At 66.2% G+C, this 23,793-nt stretch carries 24 protein-coding genes and 1 tRNA gene; 23 read left to right on the forward strand and 2 right to left on the reverse strand.

From position 1 onward, the window contains the following. Positions 1-160 precede the first annotated feature (160 nt). Together rpsB and tsf are read left to right on the forward strand one after the other, a co-directional pair. Positions 161-985, forward strand: coding sequence for a 30S ribosomal protein S2 (gene rpsB, locus ACTHJR_RS10115; protein WP_440523036.1), 825 nt, complete (start codon positions 161-163; stop codon positions 983-985). 88 nt (positions 986-1,073) lie between these two features. Next, positions 1,074-2,006 (forward strand): translation elongation factor Ts, encoded by a 933-nt coding sequence (tsf, locus tag ACTHJR_RS10120; RefSeq protein WP_440523037.1) that lies wholly within the window; start codon positions 1,074-1,076, stop codon positions 2,004-2,006. A gap of 112 nt (positions 2,007-2,118) precedes the next feature. Here tsf and ACTHJR_RS10125 read toward each other — a convergent pair whose 3' ends face one another. Then, a complete protein-coding gene (locus ACTHJR_RS10125; protein WP_440523038.1) occupies positions 2,119-3,135 on the reverse strand; it encodes a hypothetical protein in 1,017 nt (338 codons plus the stop codon). A 132-nt stretch (positions 3,136-3,267) separates the two neighbouring features. Here ACTHJR_RS10125 and pyrH point away from each other — a divergent pair, with 132 nt between their 5' ends. The 12 genes from pyrH to ACTHJR_RS10185 all read left to right on the forward strand — a co-directional run bounded on the left by pyrH (position 3,268) and on the right by ACTHJR_RS10185 (position 14,910). Further along, positions 3,268-3,990: a UMP kinase gene (pyrH, locus tag ACTHJR_RS10130; RefSeq protein WP_440523039.1), complete on the forward strand. Its 723-nt coding sequence runs from the start codon at positions 3,268-3,270 to the stop codon at positions 3,988-3,990. A gap of 3 nt (positions 3,991-3,993) precedes the next feature. Then, positions 3,994-4,551 carry a ribosome recycling factor gene (gene frr / locus ACTHJR_RS10135; protein ID WP_440523040.1) on the forward strand — a complete coding sequence of 186 codons (558 nt, stop codon included), beginning with the start codon at positions 3,994-3,996 and terminating at the stop codon, positions 4,549-4,551. Positions 4,552-4,571: 20 nt separating this feature from the next. Next, positions 4,572-5,291: an isoprenyl transferase gene (locus ACTHJR_RS10140; protein WP_440523041.1), complete on the forward strand. Its 720-nt coding sequence runs from the start codon at positions 4,572-4,574 to the stop codon at positions 5,289-5,291. After that, complete coding sequence (locus ACTHJR_RS10145) at positions 5,288-6,103, forward strand: phosphatidate cytidylyltransferase (RefSeq protein WP_440523042.1); 816 nt, start codon at positions 5,288-5,290, stop codon at positions 6,101-6,103. Before ACTHJR_RS10140 ends, ACTHJR_RS10145 begins: the two co-directional genes overlap by 4 nt. Further along, complete coding sequence (locus tag ACTHJR_RS10150; protein WP_440523043.1) at positions 6,100-7,257, forward strand: 1-deoxy-D-xylulose-5-phosphate reductoisomerase; 1,158 nt, start codon at positions 6,100-6,102, stop codon at positions 7,255-7,257. Before ACTHJR_RS10145 ends, ACTHJR_RS10150 begins: the two co-directional genes overlap by 4 nt. 1 nt (position 7,258) lies before the next feature. Next, complete coding sequence (locus tag ACTHJR_RS10155; RefSeq protein WP_440523044.1) at positions 7,259-8,389, forward strand: M50 family metallopeptidase; 1,131 nt, start codon at positions 7,259-7,261, stop codon at positions 8,387-8,389. A 65-nt stretch (positions 8,390-8,454) separates the two neighbouring features. Next, on the forward strand, positions 8,455-11,238 hold the full coding sequence (bamA, locus tag ACTHJR_RS10160) for an outer membrane protein assembly factor BamA (RefSeq protein ID WP_440523045.1): 2,784 nt from the start codon (positions 8,455-8,457) through the stop codon (positions 11,236-11,238). Continuing rightward, positions 11,238-11,885: an OmpH family outer membrane protein gene (locus ACTHJR_RS10165; protein WP_440523046.1), complete on the forward strand. Its 648-nt coding sequence runs from the start codon at positions 11,238-11,240 to the stop codon at positions 11,883-11,885. The genes bamA and ACTHJR_RS10165 overlap by 1 nt, the downstream gene beginning before the upstream one ends. Then, entirely contained in the window at positions 11,882-12,361 is a 480-nt protein-coding gene (gene fabZ, locus ACTHJR_RS10170; RefSeq protein WP_440523047.1) for a 3-hydroxyacyl-ACP dehydratase FabZ, read from the forward strand. The genes ACTHJR_RS10165 and fabZ overlap by 4 nt, the downstream gene beginning before the upstream one ends. Positions 12,362-12,470: 109 nt before the next feature. Then, positions 12,471-12,701 (forward strand): 50S ribosomal protein L31, encoded by a 231-nt coding sequence (gene rpmE / locus ACTHJR_RS10175; protein WP_440523048.1) that lies wholly within the window; start codon positions 12,471-12,473, stop codon positions 12,699-12,701. 129 nt (positions 12,702-12,830) lie between these two features. Next, positions 12,831-13,166: a PilZ domain-containing protein gene (locus ACTHJR_RS10180; protein WP_440523049.1), complete on the forward strand. Its 336-nt coding sequence runs from the start codon at positions 12,831-12,833 to the stop codon at positions 13,164-13,166. 622 nt (positions 13,167-13,788) lie between these two features. Further along, positions 13,789-14,910, forward strand: coding sequence for a hypothetical protein (locus tag ACTHJR_RS10185; protein ID WP_440523050.1), 1,122 nt, complete (start codon positions 13,789-13,791; stop codon positions 14,908-14,910). A 1-nt stretch (position 14,911) separates the two neighbouring features. Here the strand turns inward: ACTHJR_RS10185 and ACTHJR_RS10190 are convergent. After that, positions 14,912-15,001: transfer RNA gene (locus tag ACTHJR_RS10190), tRNA-Ser, on the reverse strand. Between the two features lie 121 nt (positions 15,002-15,122). Here ACTHJR_RS10190 and ACTHJR_RS10195 point away from each other — a divergent pair. From ACTHJR_RS10195 to ACTHJR_RS10235, 9 genes are all read left to right on the forward strand, one after another. Next, positions 15,123-16,151, forward strand: coding sequence for a lytic murein transglycosylase (locus ACTHJR_RS10195; RefSeq protein WP_440523051.1), 1,029 nt, complete (start codon positions 15,123-15,125; stop codon positions 16,149-16,151). Then, positions 16,135-17,178 carry a septal ring lytic transglycosylase RlpA family protein gene (locus ACTHJR_RS10200; protein WP_440523052.1) on the forward strand — a complete coding sequence of 348 codons (1,044 nt, stop codon included), beginning with the start codon at positions 16,135-16,137 and terminating at the stop codon, positions 17,176-17,178. Before ACTHJR_RS10195 ends, ACTHJR_RS10200 begins: the two co-directional genes overlap by 17 nt. Before the next feature lie 42 nt (positions 17,179-17,220). Beyond that, positions 17,221-18,396, forward strand: a complete 1,176-nt coding sequence (locus ACTHJR_RS10205) for a D-alanyl-D-alanine carboxypeptidase family protein (RefSeq protein WP_440523053.1) — start codon at positions 17,221-17,223, stop codon at positions 18,394-18,396. Positions 18,397-18,403: 7 nt separating this feature from the next. Beyond that, complete coding sequence (gene tmk, locus ACTHJR_RS10210) at positions 18,404-19,033, forward strand: dTMP kinase (RefSeq protein ID WP_440523054.1); 630 nt, start codon at positions 18,404-18,406, stop codon at positions 19,031-19,033. After that, on the forward strand, positions 19,030-19,992 hold the full coding sequence (locus ACTHJR_RS10215) for a DNA polymerase III subunit delta' (RefSeq protein ID WP_440523055.1): 963 nt from the start codon (positions 19,030-19,032) through the stop codon (positions 19,990-19,992). Before tmk ends, ACTHJR_RS10215 begins: the two co-directional genes overlap by 4 nt. A gap of 108 nt (positions 19,993-20,100) precedes the next feature. Beyond that, a complete protein-coding gene (gene metG / locus ACTHJR_RS10220) occupies positions 20,101-21,636 on the forward strand; it encodes a methionine--tRNA ligase (RefSeq protein ID WP_440523056.1) in 1,536 nt (511 codons plus the stop codon). After that, positions 21,633-22,412 carry a TatD family hydrolase gene (locus tag ACTHJR_RS10225; RefSeq protein ID WP_440523057.1) on the forward strand — a complete coding sequence of 260 codons (780 nt, stop codon included), beginning with the start codon at positions 21,633-21,635 and terminating at the stop codon, positions 22,410-22,412. The genes metG and ACTHJR_RS10225 overlap by 4 nt, the downstream gene beginning before the upstream one ends. Continuing rightward, positions 22,409-23,179, forward strand: coding sequence for an MBL fold metallo-hydrolase (locus ACTHJR_RS10230; RefSeq protein WP_440523059.1), 771 nt, complete (start codon positions 22,409-22,411; stop codon positions 23,177-23,179). Before ACTHJR_RS10225 ends, ACTHJR_RS10230 begins: the two co-directional genes overlap by 4 nt. Continuing rightward, positions 23,176-23,778 (forward strand): retropepsin-like aspartic protease family protein, encoded by a 603-nt coding sequence (locus tag ACTHJR_RS10235; protein WP_440523060.1) that lies wholly within the window; start codon positions 23,176-23,178, stop codon positions 23,776-23,778. The genes ACTHJR_RS10230 and ACTHJR_RS10235 overlap by 4 nt, the downstream gene beginning before the upstream one ends. Positions 23,779-23,793 lie beyond the last annotated feature (15 nt).

Raw genomic sequence — 23,793 nt, forward strand, 5'->3', positions numbered from 1 at the left:
GCGAGGAGCGATCCGGATGCGCGATCCGCACCGCGCTTGCCTTTCGCCGCGCTCTCGACTAAGGCGCGCGCCTCAACCCGCATGGGAAGCATCATAACCCGGTGTCCGGCGAATGTCGGATGTCCGCTTCCCAGAGGCTCAACCGGAAGGAGTTATCCCTATGGCGGCACCTGTCGTCACCATGCAGCAATTGCTCGAAACGGGCGCGCACTTCGGTCACCAGACCCACCGCTGGAACCCGAAGATGAAGCCGTATCTGTTCGGCGATCGCAACGGCGTCCACATCATCGACCTGTCGCAGACCGTGCCGCTGTTCGCGCGCGCGCTCGAATTCGTCAGCTCGTCGGTCGCGTCGGGCGGCAAGGTCCTGTTCGTCGGCACCAAGCGCCAGGCGCAGGAGCCGATCGCCGAGGCCGCGCGCAAGGCCGGCCAGCATTTCGTCAACCATCGTTGGCTGGGCGGCATGCTCACCAACTGGAAGACGATCTCCAACTCGATCAAGCGTCTCAAGAGCCTCGAAGAGCAGCTCTCGGGCGACACGCACGGCTTGACCAAGAAGGAAGTGCTGCAGCTCACCCGCGAGCGCGACAAGCTCGAGCTGTCGCTCGGCGGCATCCGCGACATGGGCGGCATTCCCGACGTGATGTTCGTGATCGACGCCAACAAGGAAGAGCTGGCGATCAAGGAAGCCAACACGCTGGGTATCCCGGTCGTCGCGATCCTCGATTCGAACGTCTCGCCGGACGGCATCGCGTTCCCGGTCCCGGCCAATGACGACGCGGCCCGCGCGATCCGCCTCTATTGCGAGGCGATCGCCATCGCCGCGACCCGTGGCGGGCAGCAGCGCCAGGCCAATTCGGGCGTCGACCTGGGTGCCCAGGTCGAAGCGCCGGTCGAGGAAGCGCTGAACGCCGAGCCGGTCGTCGCCGACGAGGCGCAGCAGGCCGATCTGGCCGCCGAGGGCGAACGCCAGATCGACGCGTAACACCGTCGCCGAACCGTCATGCGGGCGGGGTAGGGCGACCAGGCCCCGCCTCGCCCGCAACCATATTCTGACTAGAAGGACTGAAGACATGGCCGATATCACGGCAGCAATGGTCAAGGACCTGCGCGAGAAGAGCGGCGCGGGCATGATGGACTGCAAGAAGGCGCTGGGCGAGGCCAATGGCGACATGGACGCCGCGATGGACTGGCTGCGCACCAAGGGCCTGGCAGCCGCCGCCAAGAAGTCGAGCCGCACCGCGGCCGAGGGGCTGGTCGGCGTCGAGGTGCAGGGCACCCGCGGCGCGGCGGTCGAAGTCAATTCGGAGACCGACTTCGTCGCCAAGAACGACCAGTTCCAGGCCTTCGTCCGCGACGTGACCTCGGTCGCGCTCGAGCTGGGCGACGACATCGCCACGATCAAGGGCGCTCCGCTGGGCGGCAAGACGGTCGAGGAAGTGTTGACCAACAACATCGCCACGATCGGCGAGAACCAGACGCTGCGCCGTGCCAAGCGCCTCCAGGTGTCGCAAGGCGCGGTCGTGCCTTACGTCCACAACGCGCAGGCTCCGGGCCTCGGCAAGATCGGCGTGCTCGTCGCGCTCGAGAGTGAAGCGGCGACCGACAAGCTCGAGGCGCTCGGCAAGCAGCTCGCGATGCACATCGCCGCCGCGTTCCCGCTGGCGCTCAACGAGGAAGACCTCGACCCGGCGATCATCGAGCGCGAGCGCGCGATCGCTCAGGAGAAGGCGGCCGAGAGCGGCAAGCCGGCCGACATCGTCGCCAAGATGGTCGAGGGCAACGTCGCCAAGTACAAGAAGGAGAACGCCCTGGTCAGCCAGCTGTTCGTGATGGACGGCAAGACCAAGATCTCCGACGTGGTCGCCGCGGCGGGCAAGGAAGCCGGCGCGCCGATCAAGCTGGTCGACTATGTCCGCTTCCAGCTCGGCGAAGGCATCGAGAAGGAAGAATCGGACTTCGCGGCGGAAGTCGCGGCGGCGTCGGGCGTCAAGCAGCCCGCTTGATCGCTCGGGTCACCGAACAAAAGGGGCCGCATCCTTCGGGGTGCGGCCTTTTTTTGCCGAGCTCGGGACTCCCCACTCGAAAGGGAGGCCGAAAGATCACTATCGACGGCGCCTAGCTCGGCAATTGCCCCGGCAGCGTCCAGGCGATCCGATTGACCTCCGCCACTTTACGCGCCCAGTCGACCACGATATCGATCGCGGCACGATGCATCGTGGCAGCCTCGTTCAACTCGGTCGCTCGCCGTTCGGCGTCGAAGGCGGCCCCAGTCTTCGAATGGCGGCCGAACGCCGGGTCGGCGACGATCGCCGCCGCGTCCAGATCCAGACCGAAATGCCCGGCGATCGCCGCGAGAGTCGCCGCGGGGCGCGCGATCACCGCTTCGCTGTCGGTGGAACGAACGCGGTCGCCAAACCGCGCGCCGGCGTCGCCCATGATGCGGTGCAGGATCAACCAGGCATCCGCCGCGATCTGCAGATCGGTGTGTTCGAACAGTTCGTCCTCGGTAAAACCGATCTCGGTCAGCCGCGCGCTGCGCAGCGTCCCGAACAATTTGCGCCCCCAGATCCGTCCTTCGAGGCCCTTGCGCGCGATCGACGCCAGATAGAGGGGCAACGGCGCGTGCAGGCACAGCGCCCTGCTGGAGGGCCGGCGCGCCAGGATTTCGCTGCCCAGCACGTTGCCGATGCTGCCCATTTTGACGATCACCGCCTCACCAGGAGCGAACGGTCGCGCCAGCAGGCTCAGGATGTCATCGAGCACCGCGCCGGTCTGTTGCGGCGATGCGCCGGCCAGCCGATAACTGACGATATTGGTCAGGATCGGCGGTTCGCTGAGCGTCATCGCGACGCCTTCGCCGTCGAGTGCGTGAGTCAGTTGGGTCGATCCGGTCAGGCCCGAGTGGAAGATCAGGTGAAGCGGTGCCTGGGCCAGGGAACGGCCGGTGATCAAGCGGCGCGGCACTATTCGACGCGACGTCGACTGGGCGATCTCCTGCCGCGTCAGGAAGGCCGCTGCGCGATGCGCCTCGCGCGGCAACCAGACGAAATGCACCTCGTCGCGTTGCCGATCGTAGCTGTGCGCCAGCCAGCGCGCATCGGCGAGAATTTCATCGATTCCGGGGTCGGCCATAGTCGCGCCGCTTGTCGCTCGGGCGGTCCATGCCGTCCAGCCGGAATTGACCACAAATCGCGGGCCATAACGCTTGGCAGCGCGCCATGGCGTCTCTAAGGTCCGCGCCACTCCATTCCTGCCGCAGGTTCCATGACTCTTCGATCGTACAAGCGCATCCTCCTGAAACTCTCGGGCGAGGTCCTGATGGGCGAGGGGGGGTTGGCGATCGATCCCGAGGTGACCGCGCGCGTCGCCGGGGAGATCAAGGACGCGAAGGATGCCGGGCATGAGCTCTGCGTCGTGGTCGGCGGCGGCAACATCTTCCGCGGGCTGTCGGCGGCCGCCAAGGGCATCGAGCGCGCGACGGCTGATTACATGGGCATGCTGGCGACGGTGATGAACGCGCTGGCGGTGCAGAATGCGCTCGAGCAGATCGGGGTCGATACGCGCGTCCAGTCGGCGATCCCGATGCAATCGGTGTGCGAGCCATTCATCCGCCGCCGCGCCGTGCGCCACCTCGAGAAGGGGCGGGTGGTGATCTTCGCCGCCGGCGTCGGCTCGCCCTTCTTCACGACCGACAGCGGTGCCGCCCTGCGCGCCGCCGAGATGAAATGCGACGCCTTGTTCAAGGGGACGTCGGTCGATGGCGTCTACAACGCCGATCCCAAGAAGGATGCGAGCGCAAAGCGTTACGAAACCGTGAGTTACGACACAGTGCTCGCGGACAATCTCAAGGTCATGGACGCGAGCGCGATCGCGCTGTGCCGCGACAACGACATTCCGATCGTGGTGTTCAACATCCGCGAGCCGGGCAATCTCGCCTCGGTGTTGCGCGGAGAGGGCGTTTCGACCGTGGTTCAGAAGGAAGGATAAGACATGGCCGCCTATGACAAGGCCGATCTCGAGCGTCGCATGGCCGGTGCGGTCGAGGCACTGAAGCACGATCTCGGGGGCCTGCGCACCGGTCGCGCCTCGACCGCGTTGCTCGATCCGGTGACGGTCGAGGTCTATGGCTCGCACATGCCGCTCAACCAGGTCGCCACGGTATCGGCGCCCGAACCGCGCATGCTGTCGGTCCAGGTGTGGGACAAGTCGAATATCGGCCCGGTCGAAAAGGCGATCCGCTCGGCGGGCCTGGGCCTCAACCCGATCAACGACGGCAACACCTTGCGTCTGCCCATCCCCGATCTGACCGAGGAGCGCCGCAAGGAACTCGCCAAGCTCGCGGGTCAATATGCCGAAAAGGCGCGGATCGCCGCGCGCAACGTCCGCCGCGACGGCATGGATTCGCTCAAAACCGACGAGAAGAAAGGCGTGTTTTCGGAAGACGAGCGCAAGCGCCACGAAACCGAAGTCCAGAAGCTGACCGACAGCACGATCGCCGACATCGATGCCGCGGCGGCGGGCAAGGAAAAGGAAATCCTCGGCCAGTGAAGCCCGCTGCCGCCCCTGACATGGCCCCGGCAACCGCGGACGCGGTGCTGCCGCGGCATGTCGCGATCATCATGGACGGCAATGGGCGCTGGGCGAAGAAGCGCCATCTGCCGCGCCTCGCCGGGCACAAGATGGGCGTCGAGGCGGTCCGCAAGGTCACGCGCGCCGGTCGTGCGATGGGGATCGAGGCGATGACGCTCTATGCGTTCTCGTCCGAGAACTGGCGCCGTCCCGAAGAAGAGGTCGGCGACCTGATGGGGTTGCTGCGTCATTTCATCCGCAGCGACCTCGACGAACTGGTGCGCGAGAACGTGCGACTGAAGGTGATCGGCGACTATCGCCGCTTTTCCACCGATCTCGTGTCGATGATCGACGACGCGATGGCGCGCACCGCCGCCAATACCGGTCCTTTGCTGGTCATCGCGCTCAATTACGGATCGCAAGCCGAACTGGCCGGCGCCGCGCGCGAACTGGCGCGCCGCGTGCGCGACGGCGAAATGGCGATCGAGGAGATCGACGCCGGTGCGATCGAGGAGCTGCTCGACACCCACGATCTGCCGCCGCTCGACCTGCTGATCCGCACCTCGGGCGAGCAGCGGCTGTCCAATTTCCTGCTGTGGCAGGCCGCCTATGCCGAATTGCTGTTCGTCGACACCTTGTGGCCCGATTTCGACGCCGAAACGTTGAGCGAGGCGATCGCCGCTTTCGGGCGGCGCCAACGTCGTTTCGGAGGCTTGTGACCGACCGCCCCGCGCGCCCGCCGAAGCGCCCGCCCGAATTGCTGGTCCGCGCTGCGGTGGGGCTCGGCCTGATGGCGCTGGCGCTTGCCGCGATCGTGCTGGGCGGCTGGATATTCTGGCTGGTGGTCGCCGCCATGGCGATGGTGATGATTGCCGAATGGGCCGACCTGATCGGCGCCTCGGCCCGCGACAAGCGCGGCGCGATGCTGGCGCTGGTCGTTCCGCTCGCGGTGATGTCGCCCGCCACCTGGGGGCCGGGCTGGTTCGCGCTGGGGATCGTCGGCGCCACCGCGGTGTTCGTCGCCACGGTGTTCAAGCCGCGCCTGCTCGGATTGGGGATGCTCTATGTCGGCCTGCCCGTGCTGGCACTGCTGGTCATCCGCGACAATCGCCAGTTCGGGCTGGTCTATGCGCTGTGGACGCTCGCGCTGGTCTGGATGTGCGATATCGGCGCCTATTTCGCGGGGAAACATATCGGCGGGCCCAAGCTGGCGCCGGCGATCAGCCCCAACAAGACCTGGGCCGGCCTGATCGGCGGGGTCGCGCTCGCGACGCTGTTCGGCATCTTCATGCATTGGCAATACGGCCTGGCGATGCGGCTGACGCTGGCGACGCCGGTTCTGGCGTTGATCGCACAGGGCGGCGATCTGTTCGAGAGCTGGCTCAAGCGGCGCGCGGGAATGAAGGACAGCGGGACGTTGTTCCCCGGCCATGGCGGTGTGCTCGACCGGCTCGACGGGCTCGTTCCGGTCGCGCCCGCCGCCGCTTTCCTGATCGTGATCGTCCCGTTGCTATACACCTGGCGCCCGTGAAGACGATCAGCATTCTCGGCGCGACCGGATCGGTCGGCACGTCGACGCTCGACCTGATCGAGCGCGACCCCGATCGCTTCAGGGTCAAGGCGCTGACCGCCAATTGCGATGTCGAGAAGCTCGCGGCGGCGGCGCGGCGAACCGGTGCCGAACTTGCGGTGGTCGCCGACGAAAGCTGCCTGCCAGCGCTGCGTGAGGCATTGCTCGGGACCAATATCGGCGTTGCCGGCGGTGCGCAGGCGGTCTGCGACGCAGCGCGCTCGGGCGCCGATCTGACGGTGGGCGCGATCGTCGGTTGCGCGGGGCTCCGTCCGGTCATGGCCGCGGTCGAACAGGGCGGCACGGTGGTGATCGCCAACAAGGAGCCGCTGGTGTCGGCGGGCGAAGTGGTGCTCGACGCCGCCAGGCGCCATGGCGCGACCTTGCTGCCGGCGGATTCCGAGCACAACGCCATCTTCCAATGCTTCGACGCGACCCAGGCCCGGCATGTCCGCCGGATCATCCTGACCGCGAGCGGCGGGCCGTTCCGCGACTGGAGCCTCGAGCGCATGCGCGGGGTGACGCCCGAACAGGCGGTCGCGCATCCCAATTGGTCGATGGGCGCCAAGATCTCGGTCGATTCGGCGACGATGATGAACAAGGGTCTCGAATTGATCGAGGCGGCGCGGCTGTTCCCGGTCGACCCCGCGCGGATCGAGATCATCGTGCATCGCCAGTCGCTGGTCCATTCGCTGGTCGAATATGCCGACGGATCGGTGCTCGCGCAGCTTGGGCCCGCCGACATGCGCACGCCGATCGCTCATTGCCTGGCCTGGCCGGAGCGGATGGCGACGCCAATGGCACCGCTCGATCTCGTCGCGATCGGCCGGCTCGACTTCGAAGCCCCTGATACGGAACGCTTTCCCGCTTTGTCGTTGGCACGCCGGGCGCTCGACGCCGGCGGCGGCCGGCCGGCGATCCTCAATGCCGCCAACGAGGTCGCGGTCGCGGCTTTCCTCGCGCGCAGGATCGGGTTCCTCGAAATTGCCGCAATCGTCGCCGATACGCTCGACCGCTACGACCCGCCCGCGCCCGAGACGCTGGACGACGTACTGGCTATTGACGGTGAAGCGCGTACCATCGCGGGCGAGCGTGTAGAGGATTGCGTGACCTGATATGCATAGCCCCAGCCTTGCCTTGTACATTATCGGCTTCGCGCTGTTGCTCGGCCCACTCGTGTTCTTCCACGAGCTCGGTCATTATCTCGCCGCGCGCCTGTTCGGCATCAAATCGGATGTCTTCTCGATCGGCTTCGGCCGCGAGATAGCCGGCTGGACCGACAAGCGCGGTACCCGCTGGAAGCTGAGCTGGCTGCCGCTCGGCGGCTATGTCCGCTTCGCCGGCGACATGAACCCGGCGAGCCAGCCCGACCCCGAATGGCTGGCGCTCCCACCTGCCGAGCGCGCGCGCACTTTTCAGGCCAAGCCGCTGTGGCAGCGCGCGATCGTGGTGCTGGCGGGGCCGGTGACCAATTTCTTCCTGGCGTTCCTGATCCTGATGGGATTCGCGCTGGCGTATGGCGACAATCGCACGCCGACCACCGTAGCTGGTGTCGAAGCGGGGAGCGCTGCCGCCACCGCCGGCCTGAAGGCGGGCGACCGCATCACCGCGCTGGGCGGCCAGTCGGTGGCGACGTTCGAGGATCTTGCCAATTACGTGCAGCTGCGCGCCGGCGAGAAGGTGCGGATCGACTTCGACCGCGGCGGCGTCGCGATGGCGAGCGACACCGTGATCGGCAAGCGCCACGTCAAGGACAAGTTCGGCAACGAAGGCGATATCGGGATGCTCGGCGTCGCTGCCGCCCAGCCGGTATTCGTGCGGGTCGGCGTGCTCGAGGCACCGGGCGTCGCTTTTCGCGAGCTTTCGTCGCTCGTCAGCCGGACCGGCCAGGGGCTCGGCCAGCTGATCACCGGCCGCCGGCCGGTCAAGGACATGTCCGGCGTGGTCGGCATGGTGAAATTCTCGGGCGAGCAGCTCAGCATGGGCTGGCCGGACTTCATTTGGCTGGTCGCGATCATCTCGATTAATTTGGGGTTCATCAACCTATTGCCAGTTCCCATGCTCGACGGAGGGCATTTGCTGTTCTACGCGATCGAGGCTGTGCGGCGGCGTCCGGTGACGCCGCTGATCCAGGAATGGGCCTATCGCGGCGGGCTGGCGGCAATTCTGGTCTTGTTCCTGGTCGTTACCTTCAACGACCTGACCAAGGTGGGATTGTGGCAGCATCTCGCCGGGTTGATCGGCTGAGACGGTTAGGGCAGGGCGGGCGCGCCCGTAATCACGCAACGGCAAATGTCTCCGGCTGGGGTGGAATGGTGAAAGTTATCAAGGCTTCGAAGTTCGGTACGCGCGCCGTGTCGGTGTTGCTCACGGGAACCATGCTTTCGGGCATTCCGGTGGCCGCCTACGCTCAGACCGCGCCGGCCGCTCCCGCTCCGGCCCCCGCTGCGACGGCTCCGCAGACCGCACCGGGTGCCCCGGCGGCGACGCCCGCCGTCGCGCCGCAGCGCGTAATCCATTCGCTGCGCGTCGAGGGATCGCAGCGCATCGAGCCCGAGACGGTGCTGTCCTACACCAAGCTGCGCGTCGGCCAGGCCTATACCAACGAGACGCTCGACCAGGCGCTGCGCGATCTGCTCGCCAGCGATCTGTTCGCCGACGTGTCGATCGCCGGCGTCGAGACCGGCGATATCGCCATCCGCATTCGCGAGAACCCGATCATCAATCGCGTGATCCTGGAGGGCAACAAGACCCTCAAGTCGGACAAGATCACCAAGGAAATCAAGCTCGCGCCGCGCCAGATCTTCACCCGCACCGCGGTGCGCCAGGACGTCGCGCGGATCGTCGAGCTCTATCGTCGCCAGGGCCGCTTCGCCGCGCGCATCGAGCCGAAGATGGTCAGCCTGGACCAGAATCGCGTCGATGTCGTGTTCGAGATCGACGAAGGACCCAAGAGCAAGGTTCGCGCGATCAACATCATCGGCAACAACGTCTTCTCCGACGGCAAGCTGCGCGAGCAGATGGTCACCAAGCAGGCGCGCTTCACGCGTTTCTTCTCGTCGAATACCTCGTATGACCAGGACCGCCTGGCTTATGACCAGCAGAAGCTGCGCCAATTCTATCTGACCCAGGGCTATGCCGATTTCAGGGTGACCTCTGCGGTCGCCGAGCTGACCCCGGACAAAAAGGACTTCATCATCACCTATGTGGTGGAGGAAGGCCCGCGCTATAAATTCGGCGACGTCACCGTCGACAGCGACATCCGCGACTTCGACAACAACCGGCTGGCCAAGGGCCTGGGGATCAACAAGGGCGATTGGTACAACGCCAAGAAGGTCGAGGATTCGGTCGACAGCCTGAACCAGACCGCCGGCCTGTTCGGCTATGCCTTCACCGACGTGAATCCCGAATTCAACCGCGATCCGGACAAGTTGACGATGTCGATCAACTTCCACATCGCGGAAGCCAAGCGCTCGTACATCGAGCGGATCGAGATCACCGGCAACCGCAACACCCAGGACAAGGTGGTCCGTCGCGAAATCCGCCTGGCGGAAGGCGACGCGTTCAACAGCTTCCAGGTCAAGCGCTCGCAGGACCGCATCAACAGCCTGGGCTTTTTCCAGGACAAGTTCGAGATCAAGCAGGACCAGGGTTCGGCGCCCGACCGCGTGGTGCTCAACGCCAATGTCGAGGAAAAGGCGACCGGCGAATTGTCGCTGTCGGCGGGCTATTCGAGCCTCGAACGGTTCATCATCCAGGCCGGCATCACCCAGCGCAACTTCCGCGGCAAGGGCCAGGAATTGCGCGCGAACGTCGACTGGTCGGTCTATTCGAAGTCGATCAATCTCGGCTTCACCGAACCGTATCTGTTCGACAAGAACGTCGCCGTCGGCGTCGACGTTTTCCGCCGCGACTATAATTCGTTCAACTATCTCGGCGACCAGCGCCAAACCACCTATTCGCAGATTTCGACGGGCTTCCAGGTACGCACCGGCGTGCCGATCACCGAATATTGGTCGATCTCGGGACGCTATGGGCTCACCTACGACCAGGTCGGACTCGACAAGGCGACCTATTACCAGGACACCAACGGCGACGGGACGCTCGATTCATGCGACCCGCTCAAGGCCGGCCGTTATCTGTGCGAAGCGATCGGCAACCGTCTGTCCTCGGTGCTCGGCTATTCGCTGGTCTACGACAGCCTGAACAGCCGACTTCGCCCGACCGCGGGCAAGCGCCTGGTCATCAGCCAGGACTTCGCCGGCCTGGGCGGCGACGTGCGCTATATCCGTTCGCGGATCGAAGCGTCGAAATATATGAATCTGGGGCATAACTGGATCTTCTCGATCAATGCCGAGGGCGGCTATATCGCCAGCCTGGAAAAGAGCCGCGGCCCGGGCATCGACAAGGTTCGCATCACCGACCGCTTCTATCTGGGCGAGCCGCAAATCCGCGGCTTCGACATTCGCGGCGTCGGCCCGCGCATCCAGCGCATCAATTATCTTACCGACAGCACGACCGGCGTTCAGACGCTGGATCCCGATCGCAAGAACTATATCGACGACGCGCTGGGCGGCCGGTCCTATTATCTCGTGCGCTTCGAGCTCGAGCCGCCGCTGTCGGGCGGCGCGCGCGAACTCGGCCTGCGTCCGTCGTTCTTCGTCGACGTCGGTGCGGTGTGGGGCGTCGCCAAGCCGCTGCCGACCGCGGTTTTCCCGGTCGATGCGAATGGCAAAGTGCTGCCGATCAACCAGCAGCAATTCGCCAATATCAATGGCCAGCAGGTTCCGCTGTACACCGTTCCGTCTACCGATCCGACCAACGCCGGCGCGGTGACGACGTGCGCGACCGGCTTCTCGGCGACTGCCGGCGGCACCTGCTCGGGTACATCGACGAATTCGCTTTATACCATTCCGTTCGGGCCGTTCCTCGAGCGCTTCGTCGGCGACACGCCGCGGCCGCGGGTCTCGGTGGGCTTCGGCGTGAACTGGAATTCGCCCTTCGGGCCGCTCCGCATCGACATCGCCAAGGCGCTTCTCCACGCCAAGGGCGACGATACCAAACTCATCACCTTCAACGTAGGGACTCAATTCTGATGAACAGGAAACTTATCGGCACGGCGATCGCCGCTCTTGCCCTTGCCGCGCCGGCCGTGGCCTGGGCCCAGTCCGGTCCGGGCGTGCTGGTCGTCGACATCGATCGCGTGAACACCGAATGCAACGCGTGCAAGGTCGCGATCGGTCAGTTCCAGGGCATGATGCAACAGGCGCAGCAGCGCGCTCAGGCGCTGCGGACCCAATTGCAGACCGCCGGCGCCCCGCTCCAGACCGCCGTCAACGCGCTCAACGGCAAGCCGGCGGACGCCGCGCTGCAGGCGAAGATCACCGCGTTCCAGCAGCAGGAAAACAACGCCAACGTCGAATTGAACAACACGCAGCAGCGGTTGCAGTCGATCGGCGCCAATATGCAGCGGCAGGTCAACGAAAAGCTCGGTCCTATCGCCGACAACATCCTCAAGGCGCGCGGCGCGTCGGTCGTCCTGGCGCGCAATGCGACGCTGTCGAATGCCGATTCGGTCGATATCACCAACGACGTGCTGACCCAGTTGAACGCGCAATTGCCGTCGATCAGCGTCACGCCGCTGCCGCAGCAGCCCGCTGCCGGTGCGGCGACGGCGCCGGCCGCTGGTCCGGCCACCCCCGCGCCGGCTCCGGCGACGCGCAAGAAGCCGTCGGGCCGGTGAGCGACGACGCCCCGGCAGCCGCCTCCATCGGTCCGCTCGACATCGGGCGGGTGATGGCGGCGCTGCCGCACCGTTATCCGATGTTGCTGGTCGACCGTGTCGAGGAGTTGATCCCCGACCGGTCGATCGCGGCGATCAAGGCGGTGACGATCAACGAGGGTTTCTTCCAGGGCCATTTCCCGGGCCGTCCGATCATGCCGGGCGTACTGATCGTGGAGGCGCTGGCACAGGCCGCGGGCGTGCTCGCGGTCGAGAGCCTCGGCCTCGCCGGTTCGGGCAAGCTGGTCTATTTCATGGCGATCGACGAAGCCAAGTTCCGCAAGCCGGTCGAACCGGGCGTGCTGCTCCGGCTCGAGGTCGAATTCGTCCAGAAGCGCGCCAGCGTCTGCAAATTCGCCGGCCGCGCGCTGATCGACGGTCAGGTTGCCGCGCAGGCCAACTTCACCGCGATGATCGCGGATCCGCCGTCGGCCTGATCGGCCGGCGACCGCCCCGCTCATAGGTTGCACTGGCGGCTGGCCTCTGCTAGGCGCCGCGCCTTCGCTGCCGGTCGGAAACCGGCGGCATTCCAAAAGGATTTTCGCCGTGAAGAAAGACGCCCATCCCGACTACCACATGATCAAGGTCCAGATGACCGACGGCACCGTGTACGAAACCCGCTCCACCTGGGGCAAGGAAGGCGACACGATGACGCTGGAAATCGATCCCTTGTCGCACCCGGCCTGGACCGGCGGTCGCGGCCAGATGCTCGATGCGGGCGGTCAGGTGGCGCGCTTCAACAAGCGCTTCGGCGGTCTGTCGCTCGGCAAGAAGTAAGCACCCCCGCTGCGGCGGCCAGGTTTTCAAGCGGCGCCGCGTTCCCCCAGGGGAGCGCGGCGTTCGCTTATTCGCGAACGGCCGTGTCCTTAACGCCGTCTTAGGCATCGTCCGCCTAGGATTCGTGGCATGGAAGCCAGACGGATCAACATTTCTGCCGAATTCGAGCCAGCGGTCATGAACCGCCGGCAATCCCCGCGCGCGCCGGTGTCGCTTGACGCGAAGCTGGGCAGGGGCGGGCTCGACCGCACCTTGTGCCGGGTCACCGATCTGTCGCCGGAAGGCGCGCGCATTTCGACCTATTCCGCACTCAAGAGGGATAGCGTGATTTGGCTCACTCTGCCGGGTGCGGGCCAGATCGCGGCGACGGTGCGATGGGCGGACGATTTCCAGGCCGGTTGTCAGTTCCACCGGCCGATTCCCGATCATCTGTACGACGCGCTGGTCGAGGTCGGCACGGTCTGAGTCGATTGGCGGAACGGGTAGGGGCGCGAGCCGTCATGCTGGACGCGCCGACCGGATTTCGAGTATTGAGGCGCCGGTAATCTCATGCGTCGTCAATCAGGTATCTCGCTTTTCCATCCGCCCGCCCGCAAGCCGACGGTGCTCCGCCGCTATGGCGCCTTCGCCGGAATTGGGCTGCTGGTCGGCGCGGTCGCGGGACTCGGCCTTACCCAGATGCCGGTCGGAGAGGTCGCCGCCGTCACGTCGACGGCCGGGAAGCCGTGTGGCGCTGTCGCTCGGGGCGAGGGCGATCGTGCGGGCTGCGCACGAGAGCGCGCGACCTCGAACGACCCGCTCGCCAAGCACTGCACACCCGCGCACCGCTGCGCCACGAAATCGCTTCGTGGACACGAGAGCGACCGGCCAAAACGTTAGGGTCCGAGCCGGCCCGGTTGTCGACCAGGCGTGCGGCACGTCCACCAGGCGCTTGTCGCCCGTCGAATTGCCGACGCGGATCGTCGGCCACGCTGGTCAAAGCCTTTGCCGGCGCGGCGAGATGTGCGGTGCGATGCGATTGACCTCGACATTGGCTCGATACTAGCGTCGAGGCCGCCCCCCAAGGATCGTTGCGGGAAGATAATCGATGCTTCGTGTCTGGTGCTGCGCGCTCGCGGTGGCGCTCTCGCTCAGCGTGACGCCGGCGCTCCAATCGCGCGAGACGCGGTCGGCGCCGCGCTTCGTCGCCGATCCCGGATGGCTCAGGATGCCCGCTGATCTGGTCCATGGCGAGATTTCCGCCGTGGATGTCGACCGACAGGACCGCGTATGGGTGCTTCAACGCCCGAAGACGGCCAGACCGGGGGCGGGGCAGCGCGCGGCACCGCCGGTCATGATCTTCGCGCCCGACGGCAGATACCTGCGCGGTTTCGGCGGTCCGGGGAGCGGTTACGACTGGCCGATCAACGAACATAGCCTCGCGGTCGACGCATCCGGACGCGTATGGATCACCGGCAACAGTCGCAGCGATGCCGGAAAGGCCGACGACGTACTGCTGACGTTCGACAGCGCCGGGCACTTCCTCCGCCAGATCGGACGCCCGGGGGCGAGCCGCGGCGACGACGACACCGCCAATCTCTCGGCGGCGGCCGACATCGCCGTCGATCTGACGCATCGCGACGTCTATGTCGCTGACGGTTATGGCAACCGTCGCGTGATCGTGTTCGACAGCGAGAGCGGCGCGTTCAAGCGAATGTGGAGCGCGTTCGGCGCTCCGCCGCCGCCGCTTCCCGCGCCGCCGGCGCGCGCGGCGAGAAAGCCGGTATCGCCGGAGACGGGCGAGGGGCCGCCCGGTTTCAACGGCGTCCATGGCGTCGAGCTGTCGCATGACGGTTTGGTCTATGTGTCCGACCGCAACAACCGGCGAATCCAGGTGTTCACGCGGGCGGGGCGCTATCTTCGCCAGGTGTTCATCGATCGCAACGATTCCGCGCCGCAGACCGCGTCCGGCATGGCGCTCTCCACCGATCCCGCGCAGCGCTATCTCTACGTCGCCGATTTCGGCAATTCGCGCGTTCTGATCCTCGATCGCCGCGCGCTGAAAGTGATCGGCGCGCTCGACGGCAATTTCGACGGGCCGCATCTGATGGCGACCGACCACCGCGGCAATCTCTACGTCGCCGAGGTCCCCGGACGCCGGTTGCTACGTTTCACCCTGGTGAAACCCGAGCGCCGAGTCGGAAAGCCGTCGAGCGGCCCGGCGCGATAAGTGGCGGAGAGGGTGGGATTCGAACCCACGGTGGGCTTCCACCCACGGCGGTTTTCAAGACCGCTGCCTTAAACCACTCGGCCACCTCTCCGCGTGCGCGCCGCTTTGGGCAAGGGCGGCGGTTTGTGCAAGTCATGCGACGATGGGGGATTCACCTTTTCCGTTCGCTGTGGCACGGTCTCGAAATGCGGGGACGGGGTCTTATCGGTAGCATGGCGGCGGCGATCACGCTGACCGCGGCGTCTTGGCTGGCGATCGCCACCGCGAAGGCGCAGGACGATGCCGGTTTCCAATCCTATCTGCAGGGCGTGCGCGCGCGCGCGATCGCGCAGGGCGTCAGGCCGTCGAGCGCCGACGTCGTGCTCGCCGGACTGACCTACAACCAACGCGTGGTCGACCTCGACCACGCCCAGCCCGGCGGCAATCCAGCCAACCCGTCGAACAACGCCAGTCCGCCGTTCGCGCCCTATCTGCGCGCGCATGTCGATGCCGCGCGGATCAGCGAAGGGCGCAGCAAATATCTGGCGCAACGCCCGCGCTTGCAGCGGATCGAGGCGCAGACAGGCGTTCCCGAATCGATCATGGTGTCGATCTGGGGGCATGAGACCAATTACGGCCGGATCATGGGCAAGTTCGACCTGCCGCGCGCGCTGGCGACGCTCGCCTATGACGGCCGCCGCCGGCCGCTGTTCGAAAGCGAGTTGATCGCGGCGATGAAGATGGTCGATCGCGGCGTGCCGCGCAGCCAGCTGGTCGGCAGTTGGGCGGGCGCGATGGGCGGGCCGCAATTTCTTCCATCGGTGTACTTGCGCATGGGCCGCGACGGCGATGGCGACGGCCGCGTCGACATCTGGAACAGCGACGCCGACACGCTCGCGTCGATCGGCAATTATTTCTACAATGCCGGCTGGCGGCGCGGCGAACCCTGGGGGCTGGCAGTCACCGTACCCGCCACGTTCGACCGCTCGGGCGTCACCAACAAATTGATCTCACCGCGCTGCCCGCGCGTGTTCGCGCGCCAGAGCGGGTGGCGGACGATCGCCGAATGGCGCGCGCTGGGGATCGTGTCGCAGTCGAAACCCTGGCCGGCCAACAACGTTCAGGCGACGCTGATCGAGCCCGACGGGCCGGGCAAGACCGCCTATCTGCTGACCGGCAATTACCGGGTCATCCTGGATTACAATTGTTCCAATTTTTATGCCTTGAGCGTGGGGTTGCTGGCGGATGCGGTTGAACAATAGGGGGCTCGCGCTCGGACTGGGCTCCTGCCTGGTCCTGGCGGGATGCGTGGGGGGCGGCGGCCGCGACGGGCCGCGGCTGGTCGATCCTACGTACAGCGACGCGCCGCGGCTCAATTATCCACAGGATAATCCACCGACCGCTCCACAGGGCGGATCGCCGGTCGACAGCACACCGGCGCCAGCACCCGCGCGGCTTCCCTATGCCACGATCCCCGGCCAGCCGACGCCGCTCGCCGCCGATGAGGTCGATGCCGGCCCGCCGTCCTCCGCCGGCCCCAGCGCCACGTCGGGGCGCGGCGCCGAACGTTATGACGAAGTCGGCTATGCCAGTTGGTATGGCAACGAGCTGACCGGCGAACGGACCGCGTCGGGCGCGACGTTCGACCCGAAAGGCTTCACCGCGGCGCATCGCACGCTGCCGCTCGGTTCCTATGTCGAAGTGACCGCGCTCGATACCGGCCGGACGATCCTGGTCCAGGTCAACGATCGCGGGCCCCGCCAGAACGGCTTGTTGATCGACTTGTCGCAAGGTGCCGCCCAGGCGCTCGGCGTCACCGGGCGCGAGGCGGTACGCGTGCGCGCGGTCGCCGCGAGCCCGGCCGATTTCCGGGCATTGCGTGCCGGGCAGCCGGGGGCGCCGCGCCTCGATACGCCGCCCGCCTTGCTGGCCGGGCTGCGACAGCGGCTGAACGGTGCCTTGCCGGCGGTTGCCGGGCCGCCGATGCTGACGCCGCGCCCACCGCTCGAGCGCATTCCGCCAGAGCCGCAGGCGGTCCGCCCCGCGGCCAGGCAGCCGGCGCCGCGCGCCGCTCCCATCACCCACGGATTCTACGTCCAGGTCGCCGCTTTCTCGAGCCAGCCGCGCGCGAACGCGCTTGCCAAGAGCCTCGGCGGCCACGCGATTTCGGCGGGCGGCGTATGGCGCGTCCGCCTCGGCCCCTATGCCTCGCAAAATCAGGCGCGTCAGGCACGTGACGGCGCCGCGGCGCGCGGCTATGGCGATGCTCGCGTCGTCCGCGAGGACTGATCGACCCACCCTGCGTATCGACCTGTTACGGACTGTTTTGCCATGAAATATTTGCCCAAGCTGATCCACCTGAGCGCGGCTTCCGCTCTGGTCCTTGCCGCGATGCCCGCGATCGCCGCGGCGCCGACCTTCGATACGCCGGCGCCGGTCGCCTATATGGTCGACCTGTCGTCCGACGCGGTGCTCTATTCGAAGGATCCCGATCGCCGCATGCCGCCGGCGTCCACGGCGAAGATGATGACGGTCTATGTCGTGTTCGACATGATCAAAAAGGGTCAGCTCAAGGCCGATCAGCAGTTCACGATGAGCCCCGACACCTGGCGCAAATGGCACAGCCAGGGATCGACCATGTTCCTCAAGGCGAACGAGAGCGTCAGCGTCGACAATCTGCTCAAGGGCATCGTGACGCTGTCGGGCAACGACGCCTGCGTCGTGCTGGCGGAGGGCGTGTCGGGCACCGAACAGGCGTTCACCGACCGGATGAACGAGACCGCCAAGAAGCTCGGCCTCACCAACAGCCATTTCGGCACCTCGAACGGCTGGCCCGACAATGGCGTGACCTATGTCAGCGCGCGCGACCTCGCCAAGCTGGCCGAGGCGACGATCCGCGATTTCCCAGACCTCTACAAACGTTACTACGCGCTGCCCAATTTCACCTGGGGCACCCAGATGAACGGGACCGCGATCGACCAGGCCAATCGCGATCCGTTGCTCGGCGTGGTGGCCGGCGCCGACGGGCTCAAGACCGGGCACACCGACGAGGCGGGTTACAGCTTCGTCGGCTCGGCGATCCAGAACGGCCGGCGGCTGGTGATGGTGGTGGCGGGGTTCACCACCTACAATCAGCGCAAGGAAGAATCGATCAAGTTCATGAACTGGGGCTTCCGCGCCTGGCAATCGCATCCGATTGTCGCCAAGGGCAAGCAAGTCGCCACCGCCGAGGTGCAGCTTGGCTCGTCGTCGAGCGTCGGGCTGGTCGCCGCCGACAATCTGGCGATGACCGTGCCGACCGGCACCACTCCGAACATGAACGCCAAGGTCGTCTATGACGGCCCGCTCAAGGCCCCGATCAAGGCGGGCGACCATGTCGCCGACCTGATCGTCACCTCGCCCGGCATGCCCGACCAGCGCTTCCCGCTCGTCGCCGACAAGGATGTCGGCCAGGCCGGATTCTTCGGCCGCGCCTGGACCGGGCTCAAGCAGCTGTTCGGCGGCTGAGCGGGCGATGGCGCGCGGCGGGTTCGTCTCGATCGAAGGCGGGGAGGGGGCCGGCAAGTCGACCCAGGTCCGCCGGCTCGCCGAGGCGCTCCGCGCGCATGGGCTGGACGTCGTCGTCACCCGCGAGCCCGGCGGCAGCGAGGGCGGCGAGGCGATCCGCGAGTTGCTTATGCAGGGCGAGGTCCAGCGCTGGAGTTCGCATACCGAGGCGTTGCTGTTCGCCGCGGCGCGGGCCGACCATGTCGAAAAGGTCATCCAGCCCGCGCTCGGCATCGGCACCTGGGTGGTGAGCGACCGCTTCGTAGATTCGTCGCGCGCTTATCAGGGCGTCGCCGGCGGGATCGACGATGCCGCGGTGCTGGCCCTGCACGGTTTCGGCTCGCGCGGGCTGCTGCCCGATCGCACGCTGGTGCTCGAAGTCCCGCCAGAGATCGGCGCCGAGCGCGCGGCGGCACGCGACGGCGCCGCCGCGGACCGCTTCGCGGCGCGCGAACGCGCTGTCCAAGACGATGTCGCGGCGGCGTTCCGACGCTTCGCCGCGCACGATCCCGACCGCGTCCGGCTGATCGACGCGAGCGGAGACGTGGATGCTGTATCGGCGGCCGTACGCGAGGCGATAGCCGACTTGCTGCCATGACGCCTATTTACGGTAACCTTCAGGCACGACAGGCTTTTTCGGCGGCGATCGACAGCGGATCGCTTCATCACGCCTGGATTTTCGCCGGCCCCGAAGGCGTCGGCAAGGCGCAATTCGCGATGCTGGCAGCGCGCTATCTTCTGGCGGGACCGGGTCAGCCCGACGATTTCTCGATTCCGGCCGGCGACCGTACCCAGCAATTGATCGATGCCGGGTCGCATCCCGACTTCAAATCGCTCCAGCGCCTGCCGCGCGACGAAAAGAAGCCCGAGCAGGGGCTGGCGCGCAGCATCCGCGTCGATCAGGTCCGCGAACTCGACCATTTTCTTGGCGTCAAACCGACCTTTTCCGATCGCCGGGTGGTGATGATCGACACCGCCGACGACCTCGAGCGCCCAGGCGCGTCGAACGCGTTGCTCAAGAATCTCGAGGAACCGCCCACTGGAACCGTGTTCCTGCTGATCAGCCATGCGCCGGGCCGCTTGCTGCCGACGATTCGCTCGCGCTGCCGGATGTTGCGCTTCGAGCCGCTCGACGATGCCGAGATACGCGTCGCTTTGACCGATGCGGGTGTCGCGTCGGGCGAGATCGAAGAACTGATCCGGGTGGGGCAGGGGTCGCCGTCCCGTGCGCTGGCGATGGCGGGGCTCGACATCGCCGGGCTCGACAAGGCGCTGGCCGAACTGGCCAAGGGCGACCCGTCCAACTTGGTGCGCGCCGAGCTCGCGCGCGCGCTGTCGTTGAAGGCGGCGCAGGAACGCTACGAGGCGTTCCTCGATCGCGCGCCCAGCTTCATCGCCGCCGCGGCGCGCACGCGATCGGGCGAGGCGCTCAGGACCGCGCTCGACGCGCACGATGCCGCACGCAACCTCTCGGCGAGCGCGCTCGGCCTGTCGCTCGACGCGCAAGGGACGGTGTTCGAGATGGGCGGACTCGTCGCGCAGCTGGCGGGGCGGTGATCTACATCGCAATTCTATAGAATCCATCGCCTCTCATCCCCCCTGGCGGGAGAGGATTAGGGGGTCGAAGTGGTTCCATCTGCCCAGTACCTGCTCTAGAGCCTCCCCATGGCCGACCCCTATTACATCACCACCGCGATCAGTTATCCCAATGGCCGCCCGCATATCGGCCATGCCTATGAGGCGATCGCGGCCGATGCGATCGCGCGCTATCACCGCCAGGCGGGGCGCGACGTGCGGTTCCAGACCGGTACCGACGAACATGGCCTGAAGATGGTCCAGACCGCGCGCGACCGGGGCGTGGAAACACGCGCGCTGGCCGATGAGATGTCAGGTTATTTCAAGGCGATGGATGATCGTCTTAATATATCCTACGATCGCTTCATCCGCACCGTGGAGGCCGATCACCACGCCGCCAGCCAGGCCATCTGGAAAGCGATGGCGGCCGCCGGCGATCTCTATCTCGATCGCTACGAGGGTTGGTATTCGGTCCGCGACGAGGCGTTCTACGACGAGAAGGAATTGGTCGACGGGGAAGGGGGCAAGCTTTCGCCCCAGGGCACGCCGGTCGAATGGACGGCCGAGGAAACGTGGTTCTTCCGGCTGAGCAAATATCAGCAGCCGTTGCTCGACTTCTACGCCTCGAACCCCGATTTCATCCGCCCCGAAGCGCGCCGCAACGAGATTCTCCGCTTCGTCGAGGGCGGGCTGAGCGATCTGTCGGTGTCGCGCACCAGCTTCGACTGGGGCGTCAAGGTCCCGGGCAGCGACGGCCATGTCATGTACGTCTGGGTCGATGCGCTGACCAACTACCTGACCGGGGTGGGCTATCCCGACCTGGATGGCCCGCTGGGCAAATACTGGCCGGCCGATCTGCATCTGATCGGCAAGGATATCGTGCGTTTTCATACGGTTTACTGGCCGGCGTTCCTGATGAGCGCCAAGATCGATCTGCCTAAACAGGTGTTCGGCCATGGCTTCCTGCTCAATCGCGGGGAGAAGATGTCGAAGAGCCTGGGCAACGTCACCGACCCGATGGAGCTCGCCGATCGTTTCGGAGTCGATCCGCTACGCTATTTCCTGCTGCGCGAAGTCAGCTTCGGGCAGGACGGCAGCTATTCGGAAGAAGCGATCGTCACGCGGTGCAACGCCGACCTCGCCAACAATCTCGGCAATCTCGCGCAACGCTGCCTGTCGATCATCGCCAAGAATTGTGACGGCAAGCTGCCAGAAGCCGGCACCGCGACCGCGCCGGAGGAAGCGCTGGTCGCGAGCGTCAAGGCCGCCGAGGCGGGGATGCGCGCAGCGATGGGTGAACTCGCCATCCACGCCGCGCTCGAAGCGATCTGGGCCGCCGCGCGCGACGCCAATCAATATTTCGCCGACCAGGCGCCGTGGAGCGTGCGAAAGACCGATCCCGCGCGCGCAGACACGATCCTCTATTATGCCGCTGAAGCGGTGCGCCGCATCGCAATCATGGCGCGCTGGGCGATCCCGGAAAGCGCCGACAAATTGCTCGACCTGTTGGGGCAGGGGGCGGACCGTCGCGATTTCGACGCGCTCAATCGGCCGATCGAGGCTGGCACGGCATTGCCGGCGCCGAGCGGCGTGTTCCCCCGGCTAGAAATGGCGGCCGAGGCATGAAGCTCGCCGACAGCCATTGCCACTTGAACTACAAGGGGCTCGGCGAACAGCAGGCCGAGGTTTTGTCGCGCGCGCGGCAGAGCGGCGTGGTGGCGATGCTCAACATCTCGACCCGCGAGCGCGAATGGGATGACGTCATCGCCGTCGCCGACCGCGAGCCCGACGTCTGGGCGACCGTCGGCATCCATCCGCACGAGGCCGACCAGCATCCCGATGTCGACACCGCCAAATTGGTCGATCGCGCGCGCCACCCGCGCGTCGTCGGCATCGGCGAGAGCGGGCTCGATTATTATTACGACCATTCCGACCGCGGACGCCAGCAAGCGAGCTTTCGCGCCCATATCGCCGCGTGCCGCGAAACCCAGTTGCCGCTCGTCGTCCACACGCGCGACGCCGAGGACGATACCGCGCGGATCCTGAAGGAAGAGATGGAGCAGGGGACCTATCCCGGCGTCATCCATTGTTTCACCGCCAGCGGCGCCTTCGCCGATCAGGCGATGGACCTGGGTTTCTACATCTCGATCTCGGGGATCGTGACCTTCAAGAACGCCAAGGATTTGCAGGAAACGGCGGCGCGGCTGCCAATCGAGCGCCTGTTGATCGAAACCGACGCCCCCTTCCTCGCTCCCGTCCCGCATCGCGGCAAGACCGGAGAGCCGGCCTTCGTCGCCGACACCTGCCGCTTCCTGGCGCAATTGCGCGGCGAGGATCCCGATGAGCTCGCCGAAGCGACGCGCGCCAATTTCCATCGCCTGTTCGCCAAGACGCTCGCGTGAAAGTCCGAATCCTCGGCTCGGGAACGTCGTCGGGGGTGCCGCGGATCGGCAATGTCTGGGGCACCTGCGACCCGGCCGAGCCCAGGAATCGTCGCACGCGCGTGTCGATCCTGGTCGAGACCGCGACCACACGCATCCTGGTCGATACCGGCCCCGACATGCGCGAGCAGTTGCTGGCGGCAAAGGTCGATCGCCTCGACGCGGTAATCTGGACGCACGACCATGCCGACCACACGCACGGGATCGACGACCTGCGCCAGCTCTTCCACCTGATGCGCCATCCGGTGCGCGGGCTGGCACGACCGGCGACGGCTGAGGTGCTGATGGCGCGGTTCGGCTATGTCTTCGCCGGCCAGGACGGTTATCCGCCAACCGTCGTGCTCGAGGATTTACCCGATCGGCTGACCATCGGCGACATCGCCATCACGGTGACCGATCAGCCGCATGGATCGATCCATTCCGCCGGGCTACGGTTCGAAGCGGATGGTGGTGCCGTCGGATATGCCACCGATTTCAACGTGATGACCGACGACATGCGATCGCTGTACCGAGGGCTCGACGTCTGGATCCTCGATGTCCTGCGTCGTGAGCCGCACCCCAGCCATCCGCATCTCGCCGAGGCTTTGCCCTGGATCGCCGACCTGGCGCCGGGCCGGGCCGCGCTGACGCACCTCGATCAATCGATGGATTATGCCGGCTTGCGCGCAGAACTCCCCCCCGGCGTCGAACCGGCTTATGATGGCCTCGAATTCGAACTGGGCCGATGAGCGATATGACCGGAAATCTGATCTTCTACGTCCTGCTGCTTGTGCTGCCGCTGTCGGCGCTGTTCGCGCGACGCCTGCCGCTCGGCCGGGCCGCGGTCATGGGCCTCGCCTGGGTCGGCATCTTCGCGGTCGGCTTGCTGGTGGTCGGCGTCGTCAACCAGAACCAATGGCTGGTCTCCGGCACGCGCGCTTTGTTCTACGGGCCGGACCAGACGGTGGTCGGCAGCGAGGTGCGCATCCCGATGGCCGACGACGGTCATTTCTGGGCGCACGCGACGATCAACGGCGTCGAGCGCACGATGCTGGTCGACAGCGGCGCCACGGTGACCGCGCTGTCGACCGGCACCGCGGCGGCGGCCAAGATCGATTTCGACACGCTAAGCGCACCGGCGGTGGTCAATACCGCCAACGGCACGGTGACCGGCCAGTCGGCGACGATCGACTCGCTCAAGGTCGGTGGCATCACCGCGACCGATCTGCCGACGATCGTCGCGCCCGAATTCGGTGATCAGGACGTGCTCGGAATGAATTTCCTGTCGCGGCTCAAATCCTGGCGGGTGGAGGGGAAGACCTTGATCCTCACTCCCGACCATATGTGAGTTTTACATAATGTA

The sequence above is a fragment of the Sphingomonas sp. genome (assembly GCF_051962185.1).
Classification (GTDB): Bacteria; Pseudomonadota; Alphaproteobacteria; order Sphingomonadales; family Sphingomonadaceae; genus Sphingomonas.

Coding starts and splice junctions, on each gene's coding strand:
- tmk (WP_440523054.1), top strand. CDS start 18,404: ATGGCGCGCGGCGGGTTCGTCTCGATCGAAGGCGGGGAGGGGGCCGGC.
- ACTHJR_RS10125 (WP_440523038.1), bottom strand. CDS start 3,135: ATGGCCGACCCCGGAATCGATGAAATTCTCGCCGATGCGCGCTGGCTG.
- ACTHJR_RS10185 (WP_440523050.1), top strand. CDS start 13,789: ATGCTTCGTGTCTGGTGCTGCGCGCTCGCGGTGGCGCTCTCGCTCAGC.
- ACTHJR_RS10140 (WP_440523041.1), top strand. CDS start 4,572: ATGGCCCCGGCAACCGCGGACGCGGTGCTGCCGCGGCATGTCGCGATC.
- ACTHJR_RS10205 (WP_440523053.1), top strand. CDS start 17,221: ATGAAATATTTGCCCAAGCTGATCCACCTGAGCGCGGCTTCCGCTCTG.
- rpsB (WP_440523036.1), top strand. CDS start 161: ATGGCGGCACCTGTCGTCACCATGCAGCAATTGCTCGAAACGGGCGCG.
- frr (WP_440523040.1), top strand. CDS start 3,994: ATGGCCGCCTATGACAAGGCCGATCTCGAGCGTCGCATGGCCGGTGCG.
- ACTHJR_RS10235 (WP_440523060.1), top strand. CDS start 23,176: ATGAGCGATATGACCGGAAATCTGATCTTCTACGTCCTGCTGCTTGTG.
- ACTHJR_RS10165 (WP_440523046.1), top strand. CDS start 11,238: ATGAACAGGAAACTTATCGGCACGGCGATCGCCGCTCTTGCCCTTGCC.
- pyrH (WP_440523039.1), top strand. CDS start 3,268: ATGACTCTTCGATCGTACAAGCGCATCCTCCTGAAACTCTCGGGCGAG.
- metG (WP_440523056.1), top strand. CDS start 20,101: ATGGCCGACCCCTATTACATCACCACCGCGATCAGTTATCCCAATGGC.
- ACTHJR_RS10200 (WP_440523052.1), top strand. CDS start 16,135: ATGCGGTTGAACAATAGGGGGCTCGCGCTCGGACTGGGCTCCTGCCTG.
- ACTHJR_RS10180 (WP_440523049.1), top strand. CDS start 12,831: ATGGAAGCCAGACGGATCAACATTTCTGCCGAATTCGAGCCAGCGGTC.
- bamA (WP_440523045.1), top strand. CDS start 8,455: ATGGTGAAAGTTATCAAGGCTTCGAAGTTCGGTACGCGCGCCGTGTCG.
- ACTHJR_RS10195 (WP_440523051.1), top strand. CDS start 15,123: ATGGCGGCGGCGATCACGCTGACCGCGGCGTCTTGGCTGGCGATCGCC.
- ACTHJR_RS10215 (WP_440523055.1), top strand. CDS start 19,030: ATGACGCCTATTTACGGTAACCTTCAGGCACGACAGGCTTTTTCGGCG.
- ACTHJR_RS10155 (WP_440523044.1), top strand. CDS start 7,259: ATGCATAGCCCCAGCCTTGCCTTGTACATTATCGGCTTCGCGCTGTTG.
- ACTHJR_RS10225 (WP_440523057.1), top strand. CDS start 21,633: ATGAAGCTCGCCGACAGCCATTGCCACTTGAACTACAAGGGGCTCGGC.
- tsf (WP_440523037.1), top strand. CDS start 1,074: ATGGCCGATATCACGGCAGCAATGGTCAAGGACCTGCGCGAGAAGAGC.